15 protein-coding genes, 2 tRNA genes and 3 rRNA genes are annotated in these 26,059 nt (G+C 49.1%); 5 read left to right on the top strand and 15 right to left on the bottom strand.

Going from position 1 to position 26,059, the window contains the following annotated elements; translation table 11 throughout:
• Positions 1-108: 108 nt before the first annotated feature.
• The 4 genes from ACO6V5_RS22715 to rmuC form a co-directional block, all read right to left on the bottom strand.
• Positions 109-185: transfer RNA gene (locus ACO6V5_RS22715), tRNA-Arg, on the bottom strand.
• A gap of 19 nt (positions 186-204) precedes the next feature.
• Positions 205-292 (bottom strand) — tRNA-Ser (locus ACO6V5_RS22710).
• A gap of 103 nt (positions 293-395) precedes the next feature.
• Positions 396-1,229, bottom strand: a complete 834-nt coding sequence (locus ACO6V5_RS22705; protein WP_422413095.1) for an SDR family oxidoreductase — start codon at positions 1,227-1,229, stop codon at positions 396-398.
• A gap of 218 nt (positions 1,230-1,447) precedes the next feature.
• Positions 1,448-2,938: a DNA recombination protein RmuC gene (rmuC, locus tag ACO6V5_RS22700; RefSeq protein ID WP_422413093.1), complete on the bottom strand. Its 1,491-nt coding sequence runs from the start codon at positions 2,936-2,938 to the stop codon at positions 1,448-1,450.
• A 160-nt stretch (positions 2,939-3,098) separates the two neighbouring features.
• Here rmuC and ACO6V5_RS22695 point away from each other — a divergent pair, with 160 nt between their 5' ends.
• Positions 3,099-3,656 (top strand): DUF1415 domain-containing protein, encoded by a 558-nt coding sequence (locus ACO6V5_RS22695; protein WP_422135516.1) that lies wholly within the window; start codon positions 3,099-3,101, stop codon positions 3,654-3,656.
• An 85-nt stretch (positions 3,657-3,741) separates the two neighbouring features.
• On the opposite strand, the gene ACO6V5_RS22690 is transcribed toward ACO6V5_RS22695, so the two are convergent.
• Positions 3,742-6,852 carry a cytochrome c peroxidase gene (locus ACO6V5_RS22690; protein WP_422135517.1) on the bottom strand — a complete coding sequence of 1,037 codons (3,111 nt, stop codon included), beginning with the start codon at positions 6,850-6,852 and terminating at the stop codon, positions 3,742-3,744.
• A gap of 229 nt (positions 6,853-7,081) precedes the next feature.
• Here ACO6V5_RS22690 and ahpC point away from each other — a divergent pair, with 229 nt between their 5' ends.
• Positions 7,082-7,645: an alkyl hydroperoxide reductase subunit C gene (gene ahpC, locus ACO6V5_RS22685; protein WP_422135518.1), complete on the top strand. Its 564-nt coding sequence runs from the start codon at positions 7,082-7,084 to the stop codon at positions 7,643-7,645.
• 72 nt (positions 7,646-7,717) lie between these two features.
• On the top strand, positions 7,718-9,307 hold the full coding sequence (ahpF, locus tag ACO6V5_RS22680; protein WP_422135519.1) for an alkyl hydroperoxide reductase subunit F: 1,590 nt from the start codon (positions 7,718-7,720) through the stop codon (positions 9,305-9,307).
• 134 nt (positions 9,308-9,441) lie between these two features.
• On the opposite strand, the gene ACO6V5_RS22675 is transcribed toward ahpF, so the two are convergent.
• From ACO6V5_RS22675 to msrP, 7 genes are all read right to left on the bottom strand, one after another.
• The gene (locus ACO6V5_RS22675; RefSeq protein ID WP_422135520.1) at positions 9,442-10,896 is read right to left on the bottom strand and encodes an NAD-dependent succinate-semialdehyde dehydrogenase; all 1,455 of its coding nucleotides are present in this window, start codon (positions 10,894-10,896) and stop codon (positions 9,442-9,444) included.
• Positions 10,897-11,415: 519 nt separating this feature from the next.
• Positions 11,416-11,531: ribosomal RNA gene (gene rrf / locus ACO6V5_RS22670) — 5S ribosomal RNA — on the bottom strand.
• Positions 11,532-11,748: 217 nt separating this feature from the next.
• Positions 11,749-15,223: ribosomal RNA gene (locus ACO6V5_RS22665) — 23S ribosomal RNA — on the bottom strand.
• Positions 15,224-15,568: 345 nt separating this feature from the next.
• Positions 15,569-17,125: ribosomal RNA gene (locus ACO6V5_RS22660) — 16S ribosomal RNA — on the bottom strand.
• Together the 16S, 23S and 5S rRNA genes form the textbook arrangement of a ribosomal RNA operon.
• Before the next feature lie 589 nt (positions 17,126-17,714).
• The gene (locus ACO6V5_RS22655; protein WP_422135521.1) at positions 17,715-18,293 is read right to left on the bottom strand and encodes a hypothetical protein; all 579 of its coding nucleotides are present in this window, start codon (positions 18,291-18,293) and stop codon (positions 17,715-17,717) included.
• A gap of 90 nt (positions 18,294-18,383) precedes the next feature.
• A complete protein-coding gene (locus tag ACO6V5_RS22650) occupies positions 18,384-18,962 on the bottom strand; it encodes a sulfite oxidase heme-binding subunit YedZ (protein WP_422411621.1) in 579 nt (192 codons plus the stop codon).
• Positions 18,963-18,972: 10 nt separating this feature from the next.
• Complete coding sequence (gene msrP / locus ACO6V5_RS22645) at positions 18,973-20,016, bottom strand: protein-methionine-sulfoxide reductase catalytic subunit MsrP (protein ID WP_422135523.1); 1,044 nt, start codon at positions 20,014-20,016, stop codon at positions 18,973-18,975.
• A gap of 244 nt (positions 20,017-20,260) precedes the next feature.
• Here msrP and betB point away from each other — a divergent pair, with 244 nt between their 5' ends.
• Together betB and betA are read left to right on the top strand one after the other, a co-directional pair.
• On the top strand, positions 20,261-21,724 hold the full coding sequence (gene betB / locus ACO6V5_RS22640) for a betaine-aldehyde dehydrogenase (RefSeq protein WP_422135524.1): 1,464 nt from the start codon (positions 20,261-20,263) through the stop codon (positions 21,722-21,724).
• A gap of 23 nt (positions 21,725-21,747) precedes the next feature.
• Positions 21,748-23,418 carry a choline dehydrogenase gene (gene betA, locus ACO6V5_RS22635; RefSeq protein WP_422135525.1) on the top strand — a complete coding sequence of 557 codons (1,671 nt, stop codon included), beginning with the start codon at positions 21,748-21,750 and terminating at the stop codon, positions 23,416-23,418.
• Positions 23,419-23,477: 59 nt separating this feature from the next.
• On the opposite strand, the gene pssA is transcribed toward betA, so the two are convergent.
• The 3 genes from pssA to ACO6V5_RS22620 all read right to left on the bottom strand — a co-directional run bounded on the left by pssA (position 23,478) and on the right by ACO6V5_RS22620 (position 26,054).
• Positions 23,478-24,302, bottom strand: coding sequence for a CDP-diacylglycerol--serine O-phosphatidyltransferase (pssA, locus tag ACO6V5_RS22630; protein WP_422135526.1), 825 nt, complete (start codon positions 24,300-24,302; stop codon positions 23,478-23,480).
• Positions 24,303-24,376: 74 nt separating this feature from the next.
• Positions 24,377-25,309 (bottom strand): LysR substrate-binding domain-containing protein, encoded by a 933-nt coding sequence (locus ACO6V5_RS22625; protein ID WP_422135527.1) that lies wholly within the window; start codon positions 25,307-25,309, stop codon positions 24,377-24,379.
• A 43-nt stretch (positions 25,310-25,352) separates the two neighbouring features.
• On the bottom strand, positions 25,353-26,054 hold the full coding sequence (locus tag ACO6V5_RS22620; RefSeq protein WP_422411624.1) for an aspartate/glutamate racemase family protein: 702 nt from the start codon (positions 26,052-26,054) through the stop codon (positions 25,353-25,355).
• Positions 26,055-26,059 lie beyond the last annotated feature (5 nt).

The following is a 26,059-nucleotide window of genomic DNA, read 5'->3' as shown; positions in this document are numbered from 1 at the left end:
CCAAGTACGCAGTTATAAGACAGGGGATGATTATCAAACAAACAGAGAGCCAGAAAAACCCATCCCCAAAACGACAAAAAGCCCTATAAAAATAGGGCTTTCTGAAGATGGCGCGCTCGGTAGGATTCGAACCTACGACCGCCTGGTTCGTAGCCAGGTACTCTATCCAGCTGAGCTACGAGCGCGTAATACTAAGTTGTTCACTGGCGGTGAGGGAGGGATTCGAACCCTCGATACGTTTCCGTATACACACTTTCCAGGCGTGCTCCTTCGGCCACTCGGACACCTCACCATTGTCGTCGCCCGCATCTGTTGCTGCGAACGGAGCCGTACTTTATAGCAGGACCGTCTGAAAGGCAAAGCCAAAATGCACTTTTTTTCTACTTTTAGGACAATTACTTAACTGTTAAACGGCTAAGTCCGAACTTGCGTCTGAGAATAGCCTCAAACCATGAAACAGGCAGACATCTTTTGAGCCCGGGCAGCGCCCTACTGCCATTGCCCACTCTTAAAATGCCCTGCTGGCTTGATGACTCCAGCCATGCAGCAATCTCTGATGCTACTTTTTTGGCAGGGGTGGGCCTATCCTGAGAGGCATTCGCTCGTGCTCTGACTCCCTCTTCGATAGGAAAATACAGAGAGCCTTCTGAAAAAACCCGGTCAAGAGCTTCATTGGCATTCTCTGCAAAACGGGATTTGATGGCTCCGGGCAATACGGTCAGAACTCTTATGCCAAACGGCTGAAGCTCCATCCTCATAGCATCTGAAAAGGCGTTGAAGGCAGCTTTTGAAGCACAGTAAAGCCCTGAGAAGGGCGTGGTAACTTCTCCTGAAACACTGCCAATATTAATGATTGTTCCTTCCTTATTAGTACACATTTCCTTGATAACTTTATTGGCTAACAACACCGGAGCAAATACATTGGTCTCAAATTGCTTCAGAAGTTCTTCTCTGGGTAACTCAGCCACTGCTCCCATTCCGCCATAGCCTGCATTATTGATCAGAACATCCAGCTTACCTTCTTCATCCTGAATCTCTGCCAGTATCCTGCCAACCTGGTCTTCATCGGTAACATCCAACTCTGCTGTCCTGATACTTTTATCTGACAGATGTCTGATTGATTCCAGCTTTCTTGCTGTGGCCCAGACCCTATAACCCCTCTGATCCAACTCCAGGGCCAACGCCAGACCAATGCCGGATGAACAGCCGGTAATCAGTACATTTTTCATTGCTTCACTCCATAAACCGGGGCTTCTGGTCTATTAAACGGCTGTCGGCCACAGGAAAACAATCATCTCGGGCAGGTCATCTATAACAACTTGATGTCATGACCGAACAAGCCTGTCTGGTCGTGCCTGCAAACTTCCAGCTTAAGGAATATGAAAAGTTGCAGACATTGGGCATTTTCGAATCCGGTGTCGATGCAGAAAACCGATAAACAGTTTCATCAGAGTTCATCACCCTGAATAGATTGCTGATCAGACTCAATGACTCTATCGCTTCCCAGGTCAGCTGTTTCCAGCGTCTGTCTGGGCAGCTCTTTTTTAACACGCACTCCCAGGGTTAGGAACTGATCCGCCTGAGATATCAGATTCCCCCGACCATGCTTCAAGTTTCCCATAGCGTCATCATAAGTGCTTCTGACACTGGTCAGTTGTTGATCCAGCTTTTCCATCTTTTCAACAAAAACACGAAGCTTGTCGTACACCTGACGAGCCTTGTCAGCCAGTTTTCGGGCATTGGCATTCTGTCTTTCTATCGTCCAGAGATTAGACACTGTCCTGAGCGTGGCCAGCAGCGTGGTGGGTGTCACAACCACAATACGCTTCTCAAAAGCCTCATTGAATAGTTGTTGGTCATGCTGGAAGGCCACCATGAAAGCGGGTTCAACAGGCATGAACATAAAGACGAAGTCAGGAGCTTTAACCTCTGGCAGCGAGGGATAATCTTTTTCGTTAAGACTCCGGATGTGATTCCGGATGCTTTGTATATGTCGCTTCAGAGCAACTTCACGCTCAGCATCGGTTTCGGCATTAACATAACTCAGATAGTCCACCAGCGAAACTTTGGAGTCAATGATCAGATGCTTTTGTTCCGGTAGATAGACGATAAAGTCAGGCCGCTTGTTCTGGCCTTCTTCATCCTTGAAATTGGCTTCCCGCTCGAACTCCTGCCCTCTAATCAGGCCACTGCTTTCCAGAATCTTTGCAACCTGCAATTCCCCCCAGTTGCCCTGTAACTTTTTATCACCTTTAAGGGCTCTGGCAAGGTTGCCTGCTTCATTGGTGATCTTCTGGTTCAGATTATGCAGAGTTTCCAGCTGTTGTTTGAGCGCAGCGCGACCTTCATTATCCGCTTTTCTGGCTTCTTCGACCTTGTTGCGAAACTCACCCAGTTGTTCTTTAAAAGGTTTTAGCAGATTTTCCAGACCTGCCTGATGCTGCTGTGAAACCGATTGACTCTTGGCTTCCAGAATCTCGTTAGCCAGATTGCCAAATTCTTCCTTGAGCGCCTGTTTATTGTCTTCCAGCTGCCGCAATGACTTTTCATTTTGCAACTGCTGCTCCTCCAACCTGACCTTCAGCTCCCTGACCTGCTTTTCTGCACTGAACCGGGCCTCCTGCTCATCCTGCTGTTTAAGCAGACCTTTCCTGAGCAGCTCTTCCTTTTCTTCAGCTCTGCGCTTTTCATTACTCAACAGAGTTTCCAGTTTTCCTTTTAAAATGTGCAGGTCACGATTGTCCTGTTGCAGCTTTTCTCTCGCAATGGAATGCTGTTCCTGCTCTGCGACAAGTTCAGAAATTCTGTGATCCTGCTGCTGCATTTGTGCAGCCAGCTTTGCCAATTCGGCAGCCGCTCTCTGTCTGGCAAACAGCCAGGATAATGCAGAACAGATCAGGACCAAAAGAATGGCCACAGCCATTTCACTTGCAGACATGCACGCTCTCTCATCAGCACAGGTTAGATAATTACTGGTCAACATTACGGTATTTTTACTGAAATCAACAGCGCAGCACTGTTGTCTATCCCTGCCACTTTCGTGCTCCGAAACGCGCTTTCTGCCATACTTCGTAACACATTAACCCGGACTTCACCTTATGAGTAAAGAGATTGAAGCAGTCAGCCAGTGGCTTAAAGAGGTAGTGATCGGCCTGGATCTCTGCCCCTTTGCGGCCTGGCCAGAGCAGCACAACCAGATTCGTATCACCCTCTCAAGGGATACCTCGGAAGAAGCCCTGCTGGAGACGTTGCAGTCTGAACTGACGCTGGCCGCCGAAACACCGGCCAGTGAACTGGAAACCACCCTGATTGTCATTCCGGACATGCTTCAGGATTTTGATGACTATAACCAGTTTCTACATCATGTGGATGCCCTGCTTCGCGGCTTCCACTGGGAAGGTCAGTTCCAGATAGCTAGTTTTCACCCAAACTACTGCTTCGCCGATACCGACCCGGATGATGATGAGAACCTGACCAACCGCTCACCCTACCCTCTTCTGCATATTATCCGGGAAGACAGTCTTGAAAAGGCCCTGGCCAGCCACCCGGACCCCGATGGCATTCCCGATAGAAATATTAAACAGATGAATAACCTGACTGCCGATGAGAAATTAAAGTTGTTTCCTTATCTTTTTGTTCGCAAAACTTGCTCTTAGACTTGCTTTTAAAAAGAATACCGAGAGATAAGATAACTGGAAAAGTTTTTGAGTCTCTCGGGTACCTGTTCGTGCCCGATGGAGGCTACTGATTTAATACTGGATGAAAAACAAGGTGTCGCTGATTAATTCGGGGGTTTTCCAGAACCGTCCTGGCTGAATAAGGCTTTGGCCAGTCAATGACTAACCGATCTACCTTTTCTAATTGTTTTAATCCAAAGTGCTGCTGCCTGGGATTGGTAGAAACGAAGTTATTTTCAAAACGGACTTCACGGAACTGTGTTCCATCCTGACTATACAGCCTTATTTTAGCCCCAAGCGCTTCCGTATTACCGGGAGGGCCGATGAGTCGCACAGAAAGCCAGTGATGATTGTCCGGATTTGAATTGACAAAAAAATCGGGAGAACCTTCCCAGTTACTCACTACGATATCAATATCGCCATCTTGCTGGTAATCAAAACAACTGATTCCCCTGCCATCTATAGCCTTTTCAAGCCCGACTTCCAGAGCCTGTTCTTTAAAGGTCATCTCACCCAAATTAATAAATAGTCGTGCTCTGGATTGTTGAAATTCACTGTGGTTATTCAGAATTTGCGTGGCCAGTGTCTTATAATCTTGGCTGGGATAGGTCGCTGTTTCCGGAATATTACCGTAGCCAGTGGCATGAAAGATATCCAACAGACCATCATTATTAAAATCCGCCGCACAGCTTCCCCAGCCCCAACCGCCTTCGCGAAGGCCGGAATTTTCCGTGACATTCCGGAATTGATAGTCACCTTCATTCTGATACAAGCGGTTGCCCGTATAACTGCTGCTTTGACTAAGGCTGAAAATACTGCTTTCAAACCAGTCCAGATCGCCATCATTATCAAAATCCGCAATCGCTGCTCCCATACCAAAACTACCATGGACCTCCCTGATATCGGTGACATCCTGCAACTCAGTGCCGGTATTCTTCCAAAGCTGCGTGGTAAAAAAGTCGGCTGTCATCAGAATATCAGAAATACCATCCTGATTAACGTCAGCAAAATTAGGGGTAAAGGTAAAGTCGTCCCCACCGAATACTGGCGCTTCATGTTTCTGATGAATCAGACCATCATTTAAAGTAATCGGCCCATAACTTTCTCTTAATTCAGGAACTTTAGAATCAGCGGGCTGCATCTGACGATAACCAGAATTGCGCCATATTTGCGGTTGCCTGACCGACTTGTAAGTGCGCCAGAATGCCATCACGGCATCCAGATCACCATCCTGATCCAGATCACCAAAACTGGCATTCAGTGTCGGTCCCGAGACGTCAGAAAAGACCAGAGACTCAGGGGCTCGAGTAAAATCATAAACCACCTGTGGATAAAATCGTCCATCATTACCCAGGAAAAGATCCGGTTGGTAATCGCCATCAAGATCCCCTACCAGTGGAGTAATCACACCCTTAAGCTCTGCCCCCTTCAAAAGAATGTTTTGCTGCTTGAACTGGCCATTGGACTGCTGGTAATAAACCCAAACTCTATTATCGTTATCAGCGAAGACCAGATCATCCAGACAGTCTCGATTCAAATCTGCGGCGCTCACTCCTCCCCAGTTAATCACATCCATGATCCATCCAGGCTTTATCAGACCGACTTTGCGCCTGTGGTCAATGCCCTTTTCAGCACCTGCTTCTCTGAACCAGAGTCTGTTCTGATTAGTTTTTGCTACCGGGATAACCGCCGGAGTGGCAACACACTTCTCAAACGACGGAGTACGAATTTCGATTTTCTCAACGGTCTGTCTGGGTAAAGCTGATAACTTTTCTGCTGAAGACTCTTCTAAAGAAACTGGCCTGGTAAAAGGCGTCACGATCGGCTGATCATCAATAAACACCTGAAAGCAGGACTCATAGAGCAAACAGGGGTCCGTCAGCGTCTCCAGGAAGGCTGATAGTTGATCTACTTGTTGATCGGAGAGCGCTTCGGGTAAAAGCTTCTGAAAGGGAGATTGCGCTGCTTTTTCCCGAATCGTCGTCAATGAACGCTTCATATAAGCGACATCACTCCTATTACTGTCACCCTTATTGCTGTCAGACAAGCTCTTTTCAGGCTTGTTTCTGATATGAGCTTTAATGGCTTCAGAGAGGGTCGCTGCACTGCCGTTGTGAAAATAAGGGGCTGTCCGTGAAATATTCAAAAGGCTCGGCGTCCTGAATGAAAAAGTGTCAGTGTCAGGTTCGATATTGCTTCTACCGTAGTCCAATCCCCTGCCATTCACCCCAGGACCTGAAGGTTCTATGCCCAGATTGTAGAATTGTTCATCCGAGAAATGACTCCCTGAATGACAGCCTGAACAACCAGCCCCACCCTCACTGACCGCTGTGAAGAACAGTCGGGCGCCCTTCATTTCAGATTCTGACAGCTTATTTTTATTATTGAGGAATCCAAAGAAGCGGTTTTCAATCAATACCAAGTCTGCCTGAAAAGCCGCCAGAGCCTCTGTCAATGTGTCAATTTGAACCACCGCTTCACAGGAAACATTGGCGTCTTGCGGAGAAAAAACGCTTTTGAATTGTCTGCACCACTCATCACTTGAAGCCAGCCGACTCACAATGAGCTGATGTATCTCCAGGTTATTATGACTGGCATCGGACAGCCCCTTCATTTCAAAAGGTGACACCATCGGCAGCCTGGCCTGAGCCTGAAGCAGGCTATGGGTCTGATAACGACTGGTGGGAAGTTCGGAATAACCACCACCGACTTTTATCTTTCGACTGGAAACGTCAGAATCCACATACTGGACCCTACCGTCCCAGAACAAATTCTTTCGATAAAGAGAGACATTGAAAACCGTAGGAGAATTACGTGGAATCAAATGACGAACATAGTCGTCCGGGCTGAGCTTAATTAATTGATCCAATCTCTGCTGCCCGGTCAGAAAAGGATCATCAACGGTCACTCCAACGGGCAGAGCCAGACTGTCTGCCCCAGCCAGCCTCGGGTGATGACAGGTCGAGCAAGCCACTTTGCCATCAAGGCTGAGATCGGGGCTGAAGAAAAGTTTTTTCCCAAGTTGACTGAGGTCTGAATGAATCCCGGGCCCTTCAATATCCGCAATGGGTCTGTCTGATAGCTGATAAGTTTTAAGCCAGTCTTTGAGTACCTCGCCAGGTTGATGATCTTGAGCACCGAGTACGCTTACTGATCCCAATATCAGCGTCAACATGCATCCCTGTCGCACCATAGCCTTCCCTGAGTTGTTTTAAATCGACTCCTTCAAAGATACTGGAACGGGCGAAGAAATATAACCCGCCAGCCGTATAATAGATTAAGACTATTAACAAAATTTGAATGATTAATTATACCAATCAATCAGATCAACATATTCTTTCCATGTCGCCACCGAAAACGGCTGACTAAAAAACAAAATGACTATCAGTAAGAAGGAATAAACCATGTCTCTCATTAATACTCAAATCAAGCCGTTCAAAGCCACTGCTTTTCACAATGGCGACTTCGTTGAAGTGACCGAAGAGAGCCTGAAAGGCAAGTGGTCTGTTGTCTTCTTCTACCCGGCAGACTTCACCTTTGTTTGCCCCACTGAACTGGGCGACCTGGCCGACCACTACGAACAGCTTCAAGCCATGGGTGTTGAAGTTTACTCTGTCTCCACAGACACTCACTTCACTCACAAAGCGTGGCACGACAGCTCTGAGACCATCAACAAGATCAAATACCCAATGATCGGCGACCCAACAGGTCAGATCACTCGCAACTTTGAAGTCATGATCGAAGAAGAAGGTCTGGCTCTGCGGGGCACCTTTGTTATGAACCCCGAAGGTGAAATCAAAGTCGTTGAAACCAACGATTCAGGTATTGGCCGTAACGCTGGAGACCTGGTTCGCAAGATTCAGGCGGCTCAGTTCATCGCAGAGAACCCTGGTCAGGTATGCCCGGCTGCATGGCAACCAGGTGAAGAAACACTGGCACCTTCCCTGGACCTGGTCGGCAAAATCTAAAACGCCCGGGCTCCCTGCCATCACTCAACAGAGGGAGCCTGAACCCAATCGAAACGATCAAGCGAGTCAATCATGTTAGATGCAAATATCAAAAAGCAATTGGAAGCTTACTTTCAGAACCTGAAAACGCCTGTTGAGATCGTTGTGTCTCTTGATGACTCTGCGAAATCACAGGAAATGGCTTCACTGGCTAAAGACCTAGAATCACTCTCCAGCCAGATCACGTTAAGTAAAAACGACAACGATCTGGTAAGAAAACCTTCCATGGCCATTCAAGGTCAGGACAATCGCCCTGCAATCCGCTTTGCCGGGCTACCAATGGGCCACGAATTTAACTCATTGATACTGGCGATTCTGCAGAGCGGCGGTCATCCAGCCAAGCTGGAAGCTGATTTGCTCGAGCAGATCAAACAATTGCAAGGCGATTTCAATTTTGAAACCTATATTTCCCTCTCCTGCCAGAACTGCCCTGAGGTCGTGCAGGCTCTCAACCTGATGGCTGTGCTGAATCCTGGTATCCAGCACACCATGATCGACGGAGCCTTGTTTCAGGATGAGGTGGATGGAAAACAGATAATGGCCGTACCTGCTGTATTTGTTAACGGCGAGCCATTTGGTCATGGTCGTATGAGTACCGCAGAAATCGTTGCCAAACTGGACGTGAACGCTGAAAAACTTGCAGCAGAGGCCATCAACAATAAAGATCCTTATGACCTGCTGATTGTAGGCGCCGGTCCTGCCGGAGCGGCTGCCGCTATCTATGCCGCTCGCAAAGGCATTCGCACCGGTCTGGTGGCCGATCGCTTTGGTGGGCAGGTTATGGATACCATGGCCATTGAAAACTTCATCTCCGTTAAGGAAACAGAAGGCCCGAAACTGGTGGCCAATCTGGAGCAGCACGTTCTTGACTATGATGTGGATGTTATGAGTAACCAGCGCGCCAGCGCCCTGATTGAAAACAACCGCAGTGCCGGAGAACTGGTAGAAATCCAACTGGAAAGTGGCGCAAGCCTGAAAAGTAAAACGGTACTGATGGCAACCGGTGCCCGCTGGAGAGAAATGAATGTGCCCGGCGAGCAGGAATACCGAGGCAAAGGAGTCGCTTACTGCCCACACTGTGACGGACCTCTCTTTAAGAGCAAACGTGTTGCGGTGATTGGCGGTGGTAACTCAGGTGTTGAAGCGGCTATTGATCTGGCAGGCATTGTTGCCCAGGTCACTCTGATTGAGTTTGACAGCCAGTTAAGAGCTGACGAAGTACTCCAGCGCAAACTGCGTTCTCTAAAGAATGTCACTATCATTACCAGCGCACTGACGAAAGAAGTACTGGGCGACGGTAATAAAGTAAATGGCCTGACTTATAAAGATCGTAATACTGACGACGAAGTCAGTTTAGAACTGGAAGGTATTTTTGTTCAGATTGGTCTGGTACCCAATACCGAATTCCTTAAAGGAGCAATGGAATTAACCCCACGCGGCGAAATTGTTGTTGATGGCCGGGGCGAAACATCGATTCCAGGTGTTTTTGCGGCCGGTGACGTGACAACCGCACCTTACAAGCAAATTATTATTGCTATGGGCAGCGGCGCCAACGCCTCGTTGGGTGCTTTTGATTACCTGATCAGAAACAGTTTTGAAGGCGATGCTGCTGTGGCCGCATGATTGACTATGGATTAATCCATTCAATCACTTCTTGCCAGATCGGGCTTAAGCCCGACCGCCAACCTCGGGCTTCCTGATCTGGCACCTTAATCTTCTCTAAACCACCTTTGATGATGTAAGGCTTCTGACTGCTCTCAGGAAGCGTTGATGCCTCCTAACAGTACATATTTCATTTCCAGATACTCGTCCAGACCATACTTTGACCCTTCCCGACCAATACCTGACTCCTTGATGCCCCCAAACGGAGCTACCTCTGTGGATAACACACCCTCATTAACAGCCACCATACCATACTCCAGTGCCTCGGCTACCCTGAATACACGACTAATGTCACTGGCATAAAAGTACGCAGCCAAACCATATTGACTATCGTTAGCCATTTTGACCACGTCCTCTTCGTACTGAAACCGGAAGACAGGGGCTATGGGTCCAAACACCTCTTCCTGATAGCACTTCATCTCTATGGAAGCATCTGTGAGAACAGTTGGCTCGTAGAACAGGCCACCAAGATTATGAGAGCGACCACCTGTGAGCAATCGAGCTTTTTTGGCCAATGCATCATCGACAATACTCCTAATCTTCAGCATTGCAGCCTCGTTGATTAATGGCCCCAGATCAAAGTCTCCGTCCGTTGCGGAACCTACTGTAAGTCTGGAGACTGCCTCGGAAAACTTTTCAATGAACTCATCATAGATACCGTCCTGCACAAAGAGACGATTCATACAAACACAGGTCTGGCCTGAATTTCGATACTTGGAGGCTATGGCCCCCTGAACCGCCTGATCAATATTGGCATCATCAAAAACGATGAAAGGCGCGTTACCACCCAGCTCCATTGAGATTTTTTTAACAGAATCGGCGCATTGCTTCATCAATAACTTGCCCACAGCTGTCGAGCCTGTAAACGACAGTTTTCGTATTACAGAACTACCCGTTAACTCAGCACCAATTGCTTTGGCATCTCCTGTGACAATATTAATGACACCTGCTGGAATACCCGCGCGCTCTGCCAGTTCTGTCAGGCCAAAAGCCGAGAGAGGCGTCAGCTCGGAAGGCTTGATAATAATGGTACAGCCTGCAGCCAGGGCCGGAGCTGCTTTTCGGGTGATCATGGCATTGGGAAAATTCCACGGCGTTATTGCAGCGACCACGCCTACCGGTTCCCGTTTGACCATAATTCTCTGGCTGTTTTTGGTAGCAGGAATCAGATCACCATAAGCTCGTTTGGCCTCTTCGGCGTACCATTCTACGTAAGAAGCCCCGTACGCCACTTCGCTCCTGGATTCTGACAGCGGTTTACCCTGTTCTGCGGTCATCAATGTGGCCAGATCTTCCTTATTATCCAGAATCAATTGGTACCACTTGCGAAGTAAACCCGAACGCTCTGCTGCAGTTTTTGCTCGCCATTCAATAAAGGCTTTTTCTGCAGCCTTTATTGCACTTTGAACATCTGAAGCGCTCAGCATCGGAATGTGGGCAATCACCTTGCCTGTAGCCGGGTTATCAACGGGGAGCGTTTCTATGGCGCTGAGCCAATTTCCATTGATGTAAGCCTGCTGTTTAAAAAGACCAGAGTCGTTCAGGTTCATGGCTAACTCCTTGAAAGTGAATCGTACATCTAAGCACTGACATACAGACACGATCTTGATTGGGCGCTCTGATTATCCTTTCAGAGACCGGGATCTCAGCAACTCAGACATGGATGAACTGTTTGAGCGGAAAGAATAGCCAGACAATCCGTTTTTTTACGGATAGTCTGGCTCAGCTCAACTAAAACAGATACTGAATGGCAACCCAAATTTCTCTTCCGAACCCATTGATTTGCTTTGCACCGGGATAGAATGGATTATGACTGGCAAGGTTCACATGCTAGGAACAGGCTTTATCGAATAAACGAAAGCCCTTTACTTTTAAAAGGTGCCAACAAACAGGTTCTGAACACCGGCTTCCAGATTGTTCCCGACGATTATGTTACATGGGGAAGTCTCGCGCTACCATCGGTAATGCAGCCCGGGCATGTGTCGTTCAACGACCAGTTCTTTTGCAACTTTATAGGGCAAAGCAAAAACCCCAGCCGATCTCTCAACTGGGGTTTTGCTATATTCAATGCCTGGCGATGACCTACTCTCACATGGGGAAGCCCCACACTACCATCGGCGATGTGTCGTTTCACTTCCGAGTTCGGGATGGGATCGGGTGGTTCCAACACTCTATGGTCACCAGGCAAAACTGGTCGAGCCGTTGGCTCTCGAGCTGGAAGCTTGAAGCTGGAGGCTTGAAGCTGTTTCTCGAAAACTAAGGCTCTGGAATCCAAATCTCTTTTAAGCTGTGTCGTCTATTCTTGCTCAACACTCTCGTTCACTGTGTACGGCTTCAAGCTTCCAGCTTCAGGCTTCCAGCTTTTGCTGGCAGCTTCGCTGCGCAAATCGCTTTGGCGTTATATGGTCAAGCCTCTCGAGTCATTAGTACGGGTTAGCTCAACGCCTCACAACGCTTACACATCCCGCCTATCAACGTCGTAGTCTTCAACGTCTCTTATGGGCCTTGCGGCCAGGGAAGTCTCATCTTGAAGGGGGCTTCCCGCTTAGATGCTTTCAGCGGTTATCCCGTCCGAACTTAGCTACCGGGCAATGCGTCTGGCGACACAACCCGAACACCAGTGGTTCGTCCACTCCGGTCCTCTCGTACTAGGAGCAGCTCTCCTCAAACTTCCAACGTCCACGGCAGATAGGGACCGAACTGTCTCACGACGTTCTAAACCCAGCTCGCGTACCACTTTAAATGGCGAACAGCCATACCCTTGGGACCGGCTTCAGCCCCAGGATGTGATGAGCCGACATCGAGGTGCCAAACACCGCCGTCGATGTGAACTCTTGGGCGGTATCAGCCTGTTATCCCCGGAGTACCTTTTATCCGTTGAGCGATGGCCCTTCCATTCAGAACCACCGGATCACTATGACCTACTTTCGTACCTGCTCGAGATGTACCTCTCGCAGTCAAGCTGGCTTGTACCATTACACTAACCGCACGATGTCCGACCGTGCTTAGCCAACCTTCGTGCTCCTCCGTTACTCTTTGGGAGGAGACCGCCCCAGTCAAACTACCCACCACACAATGTCCCCGATCCTGCTAAAGGACCTGGGTTAGAACCTCAATATTGCCAGGGTGGTATTTCAAGGTTGGCTCCATGCAGACTGGCGTCCACACTTCAAAGCCTCCCACCTATCCTACACAAGCAACATCAAGATCCACTGTGAAGCTGTAGTAAAGGTTCACGGGGTCTTTCCGTCTAGCCGCGGATACACTGCATCTTAACAGCGATTTCAATTTCACTGAGTCCTGGGTGGAGACAGCGTGGCCATCGTTACGCCATTCGTGCAGGTCGGAACTTACCCGACAAGGAATTTCGCTACCTTAGGACCGTTATAGTTACGGCCGCCGTTTACTCGGGCTTCGATCAAGAGCTTCTCCGAAGATAACCCCATCAATTAACCTTCGAGCACCGGGCAGGCGTCACACCGTATACGTCCACTTACGTGTTAGCACAGTGCTGTGTTTTTAATAAACAGTCGCAGCCACCTGGTATCTTCGACCAGCCTCAGCTTACGGGGCAAGCCCGATCACCAAAGCCGGCGCACCTTCTCCCGAAGTTACGGTGCCATTTTGCCTAGTTCCTTCACCCAGGTTCTCTCAAGCGCCTTGGTATTCTCTACCTGACCACCTGTGTCGGTTTCGGGTACGGTCCCTCTTGACCTGAAGCTTAGAAGGTTTTCCTGGAAGCCTGGCATCAACCACTTCCCCACCTTGGTGGGTTCGTCATCAGTTCTCGGCTTTGTGAACCCGGATTTGCCTGGGTCCACAGCCTACGACCTTAAACAGGGACAACCATCGCCCTGCCGGCCTAGCCTTCTCCGTCACTCCATCGCAGTCAAAAGGGGTACAGGAATATTAACCTGTTTCCCATCGATTACGTCTTTCGACCTCACCTTAGGGGCCGACTCACCCTGCGCCGATTAGCGTTGCGCAGGAACCCTTGGTCTTCCGGCGAGGGAGCCTCTCACTCCCTTTATCGTTACTCATGTCAGCATTCGCACTTCTGATACCTCCAGCCCACCTCCCGGTGAACCTTCAACGGCTTACAGAACGCTCCTCTACCGGTTCAGTTGTCAGTTTGCAGTTGTCGGTTGTCAGTTTGAACTGAGTTATTTAAAACTCTCGTGCAAACTAACCAACATCTTACTGACTTGGTTGTATTCGGTTTTGAGGTCTTGCCATTGCTGATCGTCAATGTAATTGACGATCAAGGCAGTACCTTAACCAAACTCTCATTTCGTCAGATGATCCGATAGCCATCAATATGAACCTTCGAAACTCTGCTTTTGAGATGATCAGTTTCCCATGTCCTTCAGCAATATTTGCACAGATTCCTTTACTGGCTCTGCGCATCTGATCAGCAAGTTCATGCATTTGTTCAATTCTCGGAAATTCCAGCGAGAGCTTGTGAACTTTCAAAGAAAGCTTATAGGCCCGTTGAAATACTTCTAAATCTTCAAATCGCTGCATACTTACTTCTCATACTGCCAACTGACAACTGTAAACTGACAACTGAACCCCGTAGCTTCGGTGAATAGTTTGAGCCCCGTTACATCTTCCGCGCGAGCCGACTCGACCAGTGAGCTATTACGCTTTCTTTAAAGGGTGGCTGCTTCTAAGCCAACCTCCTGGCTGTCTGGGCCTTCTCACATCGTTTCCCACTTAACTATTACTTTGGGACCTTAGCTGACGGTCTGGGTTGTTTCCCTTTCCACGACGGACGTTAGCACCCGCCGTGTGTCTCCCGTGATTGCACTCATCGGTATTCGGAGTTTGCATGGGGTTGGTAAGCCGGGATGGCCCCCTAGCCCAAACAGTGCTCTACCCCCGATGGTGAGACACGAGGCGCTACCTAAATAGCTTTCGAGGAGAACCAGCTATCTCCGGGCTTGATTAGCCTTTCACTCCTATCCACAAGTCATCCCCTGGCTTTTCAACGACAGTGGGTTCGGTCCTCCAATCAGTGTTACCTGATCTTCAACCTGCTCATGGATAGATCGCCCGGTTTCGGGTCTATTCACTGCGACTGGACGCCCTGTTAAGACTCGCTTTCGCTACGGCTTCCCTATACGGTTAACCTTGCCACAGAAAATAAGTCGCTGACCCATTATACAAAAGGTACGCAGTCATCAGTGGCCAGTTGTCAGTTGTCAGTTGTCGGTGGTCAGTTTTGTTCAGCGTCAATTTCAACACCTCTGCAAATCTGCCCGTATTTTCCAACTTGACGACCTGGTAATCAGTCATCTGCTGTCGCTTGCCTACTGGCAACTGACAACTGACAACTGACCACTGACTCCCACTGCTTGTACGTACACGGTTTCAGGTTCTATTTCACTCCCCTCAACGGGGTTCTTTTCGCCTTTCCCTCACGGTACTGGTTCACTATCGGTCAGTCAGGAGTATTTAGCCTTGGAGGATGGTCCCCCCATGTTCAGACAACATTTCACGTGTGCCGTCCTACTCGATTTCACAATAACTGGCTTTTCGCGTACGGGGCTATCACCCACTATGGCCACACTTTCCAGAGTGTTCCGCTAAACCAAAAATTGCTTAAGGGCTACTCCCCGTTCGCTCGCCGCTACTGGGGGAATCTCGGTTGATTTCTTTTCCTCCGGGTACTTAGATGTTTCAGTTCCCCGGGTTCGCCTCCTAAACCCTATGTATTCAGGTTAAGGATACTCACTTGTGTGAGTGGGTTTCCCCATTCGGACATTCCTGGATCAACGCCTGTTTATCGGCTCCCCAAGACTTTTCGCAGATTACCACGTCCTTCATCGCCTCTGACTGCCAAGGCATCCACCGTGTACGCTTAGTCACTTGACCATATAACCCAAAGCGATCTCTTCGAGATCGCAGTTGTCAGTTGTCGGTGACCAGTGGTCAGTCGATTCGTGGCAATTGTTGGTTATAGGCAATAACTACCTTTAAACGATCTTCAGTAACCGGCAACTGTCAACTGACAACCGGCCACTGATACGCCCTACACTTGAGAGTGTCTCAGCAAGAATTTCATTAAAAGACCAAAGTCTTTTAAATCAACTCAGCTTATTTAAGTTTGGATTCCACATTGTTAAAGAACAAAACTAACAACTGCCAACTGACCACCGTCAACTGACAACTGATAATCAAACAATTCGTGTGAACGCTTATGGAAGGTCGGTCTTCGTTTAAGGAGGTGATCCAGCCCCAGGTTCCCCTAGGGCTACCTTGTTACGACTTCACCCCAGTCATGAATCACTCCGTGGTAACCGCTCTCCCGAAGGTTAAGCTAGCTACTTCTGGAGCAACCCACTCCCATGGTGTGACGGGCGGTGTGTACAAGGCCCGGGAACGTATTCACCGTGACATTCTGATTCACGATTACTAGCGATTCCGACTTCATGGAGTCGAGTTGCAGACTCCAATCCGGACTACGATGCACTTTCTCAGATTAGCTCCACCTCGCGGCTTGGCAACCGTCTGTATGCACCATTGTAGCACGTGTGTAGCCCTGGCCGTAAGGGCCATGATGACTTGACGTCGTCCCCACCTTCCTCCGGTTTGTCACCGGCAGTCTCCCCAGAGTGCCCACCCGAAGTGCTGGTAACTGAGGATAAGGGTTGCGCTCGTTGCGGGACTTAACCCAACATCTCACGACACGAGCTGACGACAGCCATGCAGCACCTGTCACTGCGTTCCCGAAGGCACCAAACTATCTCTAGTAAGTTCGCAGGATGTCAAGGCCAGGTAAGGTTCTTCGCGTTGCTTCGAATTAAACCACATGCTCCACCGCTTGTGCGGGCCCCCGTCAATTCATTTGAGTTTTAACCTTGCGGCCGTACTCCCCAGGCGGTCTACTTATCGCGTTAGCTGCGTCACCAGAAATGCAAGATCCCCGACGACTAGTAGACATCGTTTACGGCGTGGACTACCAGGGTATCTAATCCTGTTTGCTCCCCACGCTTTCGTACCTCAGCGTCAGTGTCAGACCAGAGTGTCGCCTTCGCCACTGGTGTTCCTTCCTATATCTACGCATTTCACCGCTACACAGGAAATTCCACACTCCTCTTCCGCACTCTAGCTTGCCAGTTTTGGGTGCCGTTCCCAGGTTGAGCCCGGGGCTTTCACATCCAACTTAACAAGCCGCCTACGCACGCTTTACGCCCAGTAATTCCGATTAACGCTCGCACCCTCCGTATTACCGCGGCTGCTGGCACGGAGTTAGCCGGTGCTTCTTCTGCGAGTAACGTCACAGCTCAAGGGTATTAACCTTGAACCTTTCCTCCTCGCTGAAAGTGCTTTACAACCCTAGGGCCTTCTTCACACACGCGGCATGGCTGCATCAGGCTTGCGCCCATTGTGCAATATTCCCCACTGCTGCCTCCCGTAGGAGTCTGGGCCGTGTCTCAGTCCCAGTGTGGCTGATCATCCTCTCAGACCAGCTACGGATCGTCGCCTTGGTAGGCCTTTACCCCACCAACCAGCTAATCCGACGCAGGCTCATCCGATAGCGCAAGGTTCCGAAGAGTCCCCTGCTTTCCCCCCTCTTCCGAAAAAGAGTAGGACGTATGCGGTATTAATCCGGATTTCTCCGGGCTATCCCCCACTACCGGGCAGATTCCTACGTGTTACGCACCCGTCCGCCGCTCGTCATCTTCCAGCAAGCTGGAAATGTTACCGCTCGACTTGCATGTGTTAGGCCTGCCGCCAGCGTTCAATCTGAGCCATGATCAAACTCTTCAGTTTAAATCGTTTTGCTTCCTGTCCGAAAACAGTCCGCTGCTCAATCATTTGCAATTAAACGTACATGAAACTCTTTATGAGAAGATAAATTCTCATAGAATTTAAGGGTATGTTCGCTTGCTTGATCAGCATTTAAATCATTTCAGAGCAAAGCTCTGTTGACCGATGCTATTCACACAAGCGCCCACACGAATTGTCTGATAATTTGTTAAAGAACTGGATTAAAACAAGAAGGTTTTAACCGGCTGAACCAGCAGTCAGCGCTGTTCAGCGAGGCGCTCATCTTACCTTGGCGCCGGTTGTTGTCAAGCACCTGTTTTTCAAGCCACTTTTCAACTTGCCGGGACCGCATTCGTTCACTCAGTGAGCGTTGCGTTTCTGTCTCAGCGGCGGTGCATTCTACGCTGTTCGATCCGATTGTCAATCACCGTTTTAAACGTTGTTGCAATGGATCGTTGCGTACTCTTTGAGAGCCATGCCCCGATCAGTGGAGGCGCATTATACGCAGATGAGGGAGGCTGACAAGCTTCGTAAACTACCTACACGACAAAAATCATATAGAGTAAGTTTGGAAGCTGCCAGAAACTAATTTTCACTCTGGAGATGGGATGACCATATAGGCCGGTGTGTAGTATTCAAAACGCCAGGCCTGCCAGAACCGGCCCGTTGTATCATCTTGCACGACAGGTTGAACGTAGTAACTGATATCGTTACCCTCCTTTAACTCAACCTTAACCTCTCCCAGCTTTATTTCGCTGCAGATTCCTTTGGTAATTCTATATTTAGTCTGATTCACCTGACCTGCCTGGGAAACGGTTAACTCGAAATCGACAGGATCCGAAAACGGATACAACCTTGTGAACTCGTTAACGCCTGTGGATTGCCTGACGTGCAGTAATCCACCTCCAAGTTGTGTTGGAAAAAACAGCCCTTTAGTCTGCTGCTCGGCAAATTGAAACTGATTTTGAATAGTACCTTTATTGAGCCTTACCTGCTCAATACTCCAGCCATCCTTAACTTCTACGATAATAGAACCACAGAGAAAGTCATTCGCCTGATAAGGTTTTGTGATGCTTTCTTCGGTCAGACCATAGTCACCTGGCATAAGATGACTCAAACAAACAGGACTGAATAGAACCATCAGAAGCACAAGAAGAGATTTCTGTTTCATCACACCTGTATCCTTTGTAACCGTAACTCTCAATATAGCGAAAGGACCTGTGCGAAATTTCTTCATTGATAAAAGGTATAAAGCCTGCTACTAGCGGTGGCCCCTGACGGGCAATCTAAACAGCATCAGGCCTGCCATTACAGAACCAAATATTACCGCTTCGGTATAGTCACTTTTTGAAAGCCAGACAAAATGCAGAACCGCCAAACCTGCAGCCAGATAGACCAGCTTATGCAGCTTCACCCACTTTTTCCCTAACCGGCGCATCATGCCCCTGGTGGATGTGACACCCAGTACCGAGAGAATCAGAATCGCAAAAGCACCCACTATTATATAGGGACGCTGATATAGATCTTCCAACAGTGTTTGCCACTGCCAGCCCAGCATGAATGCAACATAAGCCACCACATGCAACACGGCATAAAAGAGCGAGAAGAGCCCGAACATTCTTCGAAACCGGATCAGCTTGTTAACACCTGTGATTTTTCTTGCCGGAGTCACCGCCAGACTGATGCAAAGGAAGATTAAAGCCCACTCCCCCAAATCTCGGGTCAGCGTATTTGCCGGGTCGGGTCCCAGTTGATGAGTGATAACAGCATTGATCAGCCAGACCAATGGCGCCAGACAGAGTGGAAAAACAAACCACTTTAACTTTGCAACCCAGTCCATAACGCCACCTTTAATAGAACTTCCTGAGATCCATTCCCTTGTAGAGATGGGCCACTTCTTCGCCATAACCGTTGAACTTTTGAGTTTTAATCTGGTTTGGCTCCCAGATGGAGTTAGGTAATCTGCGCTCTTGTTTCTGGCTCCAGCGCGGATGATCGACTTCGGGATTGACATTGGCATAAAAGCCATACTCGCTGGGGCCTGATTTAACCCAGGTGGTTTGTGGCATGGTTTCAGTAAAACGGATTTTGACAATGGACTTGATGCTCTTGAAGCCATACTTCCAGGGGACAACCAGTCTTAGAGGGGCTCCATTTTGCGGTGGCAGAGTCTTGCCATAAACACCAATCGCCATAAAAGACAGTGGATTCATAGCTTCATCCATTCTCAGTCCTTCGACATAAGGGTATTCGATGGAACTGAAACGGGAGCGTTGACCCGGCATCTGTTCAGGATCATAGAGTGTTTCGAACTGAACATACTTTGCCCTGGATGTAGGTTGAAAACGCTTCAGCATGTTGGCCAGTGACACGCCGATCCAGGGAATGACCATAGACCAGGCTTCTACACAACGAAGACGGTAGATTCTCTCTTCAACATCATGGGGTCTGAGCATATCTTCCAGCGTGTATTTCCCGGGTTTCTCAACCTCTCCGTCAACCACTAACGACCAGGGATCAGTTTTCATATTTTTAGCGTGTTTGGCAGGGTCGTCTTTTGAATAGCCAAACTCGTAAAAGTTGTTGTAGCCAGTCACGCTGGCATAAGGGGTTAAAGCTTCATCGGTGGTAAAACGACTGGATTGATAGCTGGCTACTTTCTTTTGCAGCCAATCCGGGGCAGAGAGCTGTGGAACCTTATCATGGTTTGCAAACGCTGGTTTCCTGGCTGACCGGGGATCTGCAGCATCAGTGCAGCCAGTCAGAGCCAGCCCCATACCGGCAAAGGCAAACTGCCCACCCATTTTCAAAAAACGGCGACGCTCCCTGTAAACACTTTCTGAAGTTATTTCGCTGCTGCGAATGTCTCCTGACTTTCTGGTCTTGATCAGCATCGATACTCTCCCGGGAAATTCTCTTTTTTACCATTTACGTTGGTTTCAATGGCGCAGATTCACATTTCGAAAATGAAAATATAGACGTCATATCAGCTGCAAATATTCCATTCCCATAGCCACTTGATCACTTAGCAGCTTTTTTGTCATTTTCACATAAAATTAAATCGGTGTTTCTACTGTCGTTCCCTGAGAATTACAGAGTCCTTAACTTTGCACCTCTGCATAAACAAGGGAGTTAGCTGTGTTATCACCCTGCTATCAGAATTTTGTTGACGGCCAATACCTGGCCAATGAGACCGGAGAAACATTTCCGGTGATCAATCCCGCAACTCGTCAAACCATTTATACCGTGGAGAAAGCCGATAACAGCATTCGCCAGGCTGCGGTTGTCAGTGCTCAAAAAGGCTTTGAAATCTGGTCAGAAATGACGGGTATGGAGCGCAGTCGAATCCTGAAACGTGCTGTCAGTCTTTTGCGTGAGCGCAACGATGAACTGGCTCGAATTGAAGTTTTCGATACCGGTAAACCCTGGCAAGAAGCCAGCGTAGTTGATGTGGTTACAGGCGCAGACTCCATTGAGTTTTTTGCTGGATTGGCCCCTTCCCTTGAAGGCAATCAGCAGTGCCTGGGTGATGACTTTTATTACACTCGCCGCGAAGCACTGGGCATCTGTGCCGGAATAGGTGCCTGGAACTACCCTCTGCAAATTGCCTGCTGGAAAGCTGCACCCGCATTGGCCTGCGGCAACAGTATGATTTTCAAACCCTCTGAAGAGACGCCTCTGGGTGCCTTGAAACTGGCTGAGATATTTGTCGAGGCAGGCATGCCTGCTGGCGTCTTCAATGTCATTCAGGGCGACGGGGAAGTCGGTGCCTGGCTGGCTCATCATCCGGAGATTGCCAAGGTCTCTTTCACAGGAGAGGTCAGCACCGGTAAAAAAGTCATGACCGGTGCGGCCTCTTCATTGAAAGAGGTCACCATGGAGCTGGGCGGAAAGTCCCCTCTGATTATCTTTGAGGATGCTGATCTTGAGAATGCCACCTCCGGAGCCATGCTCGGTAACTTCTATACCCAGGGCGAAGTCTGTACAAACGCTACACGGGTTTATGTTCACAAGAGTATCTATCCCGAATTTATAGAAAAACTACGGCAGCGTACTGAAGGCAATATTGTGCTGGGCGACCCTATGGATCCGTGCACCAACATGGGTGCGCTAATATCAGAAAAACACCATCAACGGGTTCTTAACTACATCCACCAGGGCATTATGGAAGGCGCCACTTTGTTGACCGGAGGCAAAGCAGCCAGTCCTTCGACAGCAGCCGATGGCCTTTTTGTTGAACCCACCATTTTTACCGATTGCCACGATGATATGACCATTGCCCGCGAGGAGATTTTCGGGCCCGTAATGACGGTATTCACCTTCGAAGATGAAGCAGAGGTCATTGCCCGCGCTAACGACACCGAACTGGGCCTTGCAGCCGGAGTCTTTACTCAGGATATCACCCGTGCCCACCGGGTTATTCGGCAGCTTCAGGCAGGTATCTGCTGGATCAACCATTACGGTACCTCACCGGCTGAAATGCCAGTAGGTGGTTATAAGCAGTCCGGTATAGGTCGTGAAAATGGTGTTGAAACAATGAGGCATTACACCCAGGTCAAAGCAGTGTATGTCGGTATGACACCTCTGGAGAGTCCTTTTTAACTTCGCATTCAAGGTGCACGAGCATGACAAAATATGACTATGTCATAGTCGGAGCCGGTTCTGCCGGATGCGTTCTGGCCAATCGCCTGACAGAAGACGGCAAAAGTCGTGTTCTGCTAATTGAAACCGGTGGCAGTGACAAGAGCATCGTTATTCGAATGCCTGCGGCTCTGTCCATTCCCATGAATACCGAAAAGTATGCCTGGCAGTTTATAACCCGGCCTGAACCCTTTCTCGACAACCGTCGTATGCACTGCCCCCGGGGTAAGGTGCTGGGTGGTTCTTCTTCCATCAATGGCATGGTCTATGTTCGGGGCCACGCTAAAGACTTTGATGAATGGCATCAGCACGGAGCTACCAACTGGGATTACCGCCACTGCCTGCCCTATTTTCGTAAAGCAGAAACCTGGGCTTTCGGTGCCGATGACTATCGGGGAGGCAGTGGTCCATTAGCGGTCAATAATGGTAATGAAATGAAAAACCCTCTCTACTCCACCTTTATAAAGGCCGGGGTAGAAGCAGGCTACCTGGAAACCACTGACTGCAACGGTGCTCGACAGGAAGGTTTTGGAGCCATGCACATGACTGTTAAGAACGGTATACGCTGGTCCACTGCCAACGCCTATCTTCGCCCGGCAATGAAACGAAGTCATTTAACGGTGGTTACCCATGCCCAGGTTCAGCGTGTCCTGCTGGAAGGCAAAAAGGCTACAGGCGTCGAATATAAACATAAAGGTCTCATCAAAAAAGTGCTGGTCACTAAAGAAATCATTCTTTCGGCAGGCTCTATTGGCTCACCTCATATTCTTCAATTATCAGGAATAGGCCCTCGCAAGGTATTAGAAGACGCAGATATAGCAGTTCAACACGAATTGCCTGGTGTAGGTGAAAATTTGCAGGATCATCTGGAATTCTACTTTCAGTTTCGCTGCAAAAAGCCCATTACTCTCAACGGCAAACTCGACCCGCTCAGTAAATTATTCATTGGTGCTCGCTGGTTGTTCATGAGAGACGGGCTGGGTGCGACCAATCATTTTGAATCTTGTGGTTTTATCCGTTCAAAAGCAGGCGTTGAATGGCCTGATATGCAATACCACTTCCTGCCAGCTGCGATGCGCTACGATGGCAGGAGTGCTTTTGACGGACATGGTTTCCAGGTTCATATCGGCCACAACAAACCCAAAAGCCGCGGCTGGGTGAGAGCGGTGTCAGCCAATCCAGATGTTCACCCCGGTATTCGGTTCAACTATCTGTCCCACGAAGAAGACCGGGAAGGCTTCAGACAATGCGTTCGTCTGACCCGGGAAATCATCAACCAACCGGCGTTCGATGAATACCGAGACTCAGAAATACAGCCGGGAGAAAGCATTCAAACCGATGAACAGATTGATGCCTTTGTTCGGGAATCCGTTGAAAGTGCCTATCATCCATCCTGCTCCTGCAAGATGGGAACGGATAACATGTCTGTGGTCGATCCAAAGACAAGAGTTAAAGGACTGGAAGGACTGAGAGTAGTGGACTCCTCCATCTTCCCAACCATTCCCAATGGCAATCTGAATGCCCCTACGATCATGGTGGCGGAGAGGGCGGCAGACCTCATCCGGGAGGCAGATATCTTGCCTCCGTCTTCTGCCCGAGTCGATTTGGATACTCAATGGCAGGAGAGACAGAGAAAAGGAACCACTGTGCGCTGATCAACTTGTAGCCACACTCTGCAGGATGGGAACCAGAGTAAAACCGCGTGGCTCTTGAGTCATTCAGGAGCCGTTTGTTTTCTGGTTTTTCCTACCAGGAACATAATGGGTCCGGAGCAGGCATAACTCAGAAAAATCAGCATCAGCACTCTGGGTGGATCGGTAAAGACGACGGCAAAAGCCAAAACCATGACAATCATAAAAATGAAAGGCACCCGTCCTTTCAGGTCCAGTTTCTTGAAACTGTTGTACTGAAAATTACTGACCATCAGCACACCAGCCAGACCTGTAATCAGAGCGCCCAGCAATGCAATACCCATCATGTTGCCGTCGATACCAAAATCACTCAGCGCCCATACCATACCAATGACCAGTGCTGCTGCAGCGGGGCTGGCCAGACCGGTGAAATAGCGGCTATCTGTTACTTCCAGCTGAGTATTGAAACGGGCCAGACGCAAAGCAGCACAGGCTGCATAAATGAAGGCAACCATCCAGCCCACTTTACCCAGATCATTCAGGGCCCAACTGTAGGCGACCATGGCAGGCGTTACACCAAAGGTCACCATATCTGCCAGACTGTCGTACTCCGCACCGAACTTGCTCTGGGTGTTGGTCATCCGGGCAACACGACCATCGAGGCCATCCAGAATCATAGCAACAAAGACTGAAATACAAGCCTGGGTAAAAAAACCCGCCTGGGCACTGATAATGGCGTAAAAGCCACAGAACAGATTACCTGTTGTAAACAGGTTAGGCAGTATATAAATGCCTCTGTGGCGAACTGTCTCCCCACCTTCGACCACCTCTTCAAAGTGCTCATCGACGGGAAACAGACCGTCCACAGCATCTTGTTCATTTTCGGGTCGTTTCGGTTTATCGCTCATTTCAGCATCTGCTCATCGACATAAAGGTGAAAAAAACACACTCTATCATGAAAGGTATGGATACTGCATAACCGCTAGGAGCCTGACAGGGAATAGACTTCCATCAGTTGCCATCCTGACTCACAACGCTGGCTCAACTCAGTCCATAACCTTTCAGCTCTGGCATGCAGCCGAACTGTGTTTCGGTAAAGCAGAATTTCTATAGAGCCCGTCCAGTCAGCTCTTTCAGAATAGGGAACCAGCTGACCAGACTTCAGCTCATCCTGTACGGAATAATCCGGTAACCAGGCAACCCCTTTGCCTTTAAGAGCCATTTCCTTGAGCAGGTTGGTCAGGGAAGACTCCATTACCGTCTGAAAGAGTACGGGAACGTCCGATGCACTCAACAGACTATTGACCTTGCGCCCCATAAAAGCATTGGGGCTATATCGGAGTAAGGGTACAGTGCCAGGATCACTATCAGAAAACATTGGTTTTCCCTGAGCATCAGGCAGACAAACGGGCAAAAGACGCGTCATCCCCAGTTTCAGATATTCAAAGGGCGGCTGCATTAAAGCGTCAACATTGAACGCCAGGAGAAAATCACAATTACCTTCCTGCAGCGCCTCTACCGCGAGATCAACATCAATGCTTTCTACTCTGGTTTGCAGTAATTGCTCATCTTCACTCACCTGCTGAATCAATTCCGGTAACAAAGTCACCGACAGGGAATGAGCTGCAGCAAAGTCAATGGCCTGCCCGGAGACGACACCCTGTAACTGACCCAGACCCTCTTCCATTTGACGAAGCAGGTTCCTGGCCGTTGTTCTGAACAAACGCCCTTCCGGAGTCAGTTTGATGGGAACCGTTCCCCTGTCTACCAGCTCAAAACCGACCGTCTGTTCCAGAGAACGAACTCTTCGACCAAAAGCAGGTTGTGTGATGTTTCGAAAATCAGCAGCACGGGAAAAATTTCTCAGCTCGGCCAATGCCAGAAAATCTTCCAGCCACTTGGTTTCCAGATTCATTCAGGCACGACTCCCAGACTTCAGTTCAACTTACCCCCGCTCCTCAAGCAGCTTCTTTCTCTTCCTGCTGACTGTACCAGTCAACACAGGCTCCGGCTAACAGCGCTGTTGCATCAATGTACTGTCCGGGATTTGTTTTCACAACGTCGGCAAGACCTACAGGAATTTCTGTGCAGCCCAGAATAACCGCTTCAGCGCCCTGACTAACCAGATCATCAAAAACCATTTTCATACACTGACTGCCCTGCTCCAGACGCCCTGCCTTAATATCGTAGATGGCATCCATCATCAGCGTTTGCATTCCCTGCTCAGGTATCAGACATTCACGACCATCGTTCTCTATCTGCCGTTGGTACATTATGGCTGAAACCGTAGCGCTGGTCGCCATAACACCTATTTTGCGCAGATTATTTCGTCGGATATGTTGTTCAACACAACTCAGGATACTGATCATTGGAATCCGAGCCTGTTTGTGCAGCTTATCAAACCAGAAATGTGCAGTATTACAGGGAATCACTGCACACTGGGCACCGCCTCGCTCAAGACTTCTCAAACCTCTCAGCAAGGCCGGAAAAGGGTCCTCGCAACCTTCAAGAATGCAGGCACTGCGATCTGGAATCTGAGGGACATTATGCACCAGCATGGGCAGGTGCTCCTGATCCTTACTGGCTTGTGTCAAAGCAATGATTTTCTGCATAAAGTCTACGGTAGCCAGAGGCCCCATTCCGCCCAGTACTCCTAACACGACAT

The sequence above is a fragment of the Endozoicomonas sp. ALD068 genome, assembly GCF_049310145.1.
Taxonomy (GTDB): domain Bacteria; phylum Pseudomonadota; class Gammaproteobacteria; order Pseudomonadales; family Endozoicomonadaceae; genus Endozoicomonas_A.
The sequence above is the reverse complement of the archived record's forward strand: the minus strand, read 5'-3'. Positions and strand labels throughout refer to the sequence as shown.

Excerpts from the sequence above, each read along its gene's own strand:
- ACO6V5_RS22705 (WP_422413095.1), bottom strand. The coding sequence starts at position 1,229 with ATGAAAAATGTACTGATTACCGGCTGTTCATCCGGCATTGGTCTGGCG.
- rmuC (WP_422413093.1), bottom strand. The coding sequence starts at position 2,938 with ATGTCTGCAAGTGAAATGGCTGTGGCCATTCTTTTGGTCCTGATCTGT.
- ahpC (WP_422135518.1), top strand. The coding sequence starts at position 7,082 with ATGTCTCTCATTAATACTCAAATCAAGCCGTTCAAAGCCACTGCTTTT.
- ACO6V5_RS22625 (WP_422135527.1), bottom strand. The coding sequence starts at position 25,309 with ATGAATCTGGAAACCAAGTGGCTGGAAGATTTTCTGGCATTGGCCGAG.
- msrP (WP_422135523.1), bottom strand. The coding sequence starts at position 20,016 with ATGCTGATCAAGACCAGAAAGTCAGGAGACATTCGCAGCAGCGAAATA.
- ACO6V5_RS22690 (WP_422135517.1), bottom strand. The coding sequence starts at position 6,852 with ATGTTGACGCTGATATTGGGATCAGTAAGCGTACTCGGTGCTCAAGAT.
- ACO6V5_RS22650 (WP_422411621.1), bottom strand. The coding sequence starts at position 18,962 with ATGGACTGGGTTGCAAAGTTAAAGTGGTTTGTTTTTCCACTCTGTCTG.
- betA (WP_422135525.1), top strand. The coding sequence starts at position 21,748 with ATGACAAAATATGACTATGTCATAGTCGGAGCCGGTTCTGCCGGATGC.
- ACO6V5_RS22675 (WP_422135520.1), bottom strand. The coding sequence starts at position 10,896 with ATGAACCTGAACGACTCTGGTCTTTTTAAACAGCAGGCTTACATCAAT.
- ACO6V5_RS22695 (WP_422135516.1), top strand. The coding sequence starts at position 3,099 with ATGAGTAAAGAGATTGAAGCAGTCAGCCAGTGGCTTAAAGAGGTAGTG.
- pssA (WP_422135526.1), bottom strand. The coding sequence starts at position 24,302 with ATGAGCGATAAACCGAAACGACCCGAAAATGAACAAGATGCTGTGGAC.
- ACO6V5_RS22655 (WP_422135521.1), bottom strand. The coding sequence starts at position 18,293 with ATGAAACAGAAATCTCTTCTTGTGCTTCTGATGGTTCTATTCAGTCCT.
- ahpF (WP_422135519.1), top strand. The coding sequence starts at position 7,718 with ATGTTAGATGCAAATATCAAAAAGCAATTGGAAGCTTACTTTCAGAAC.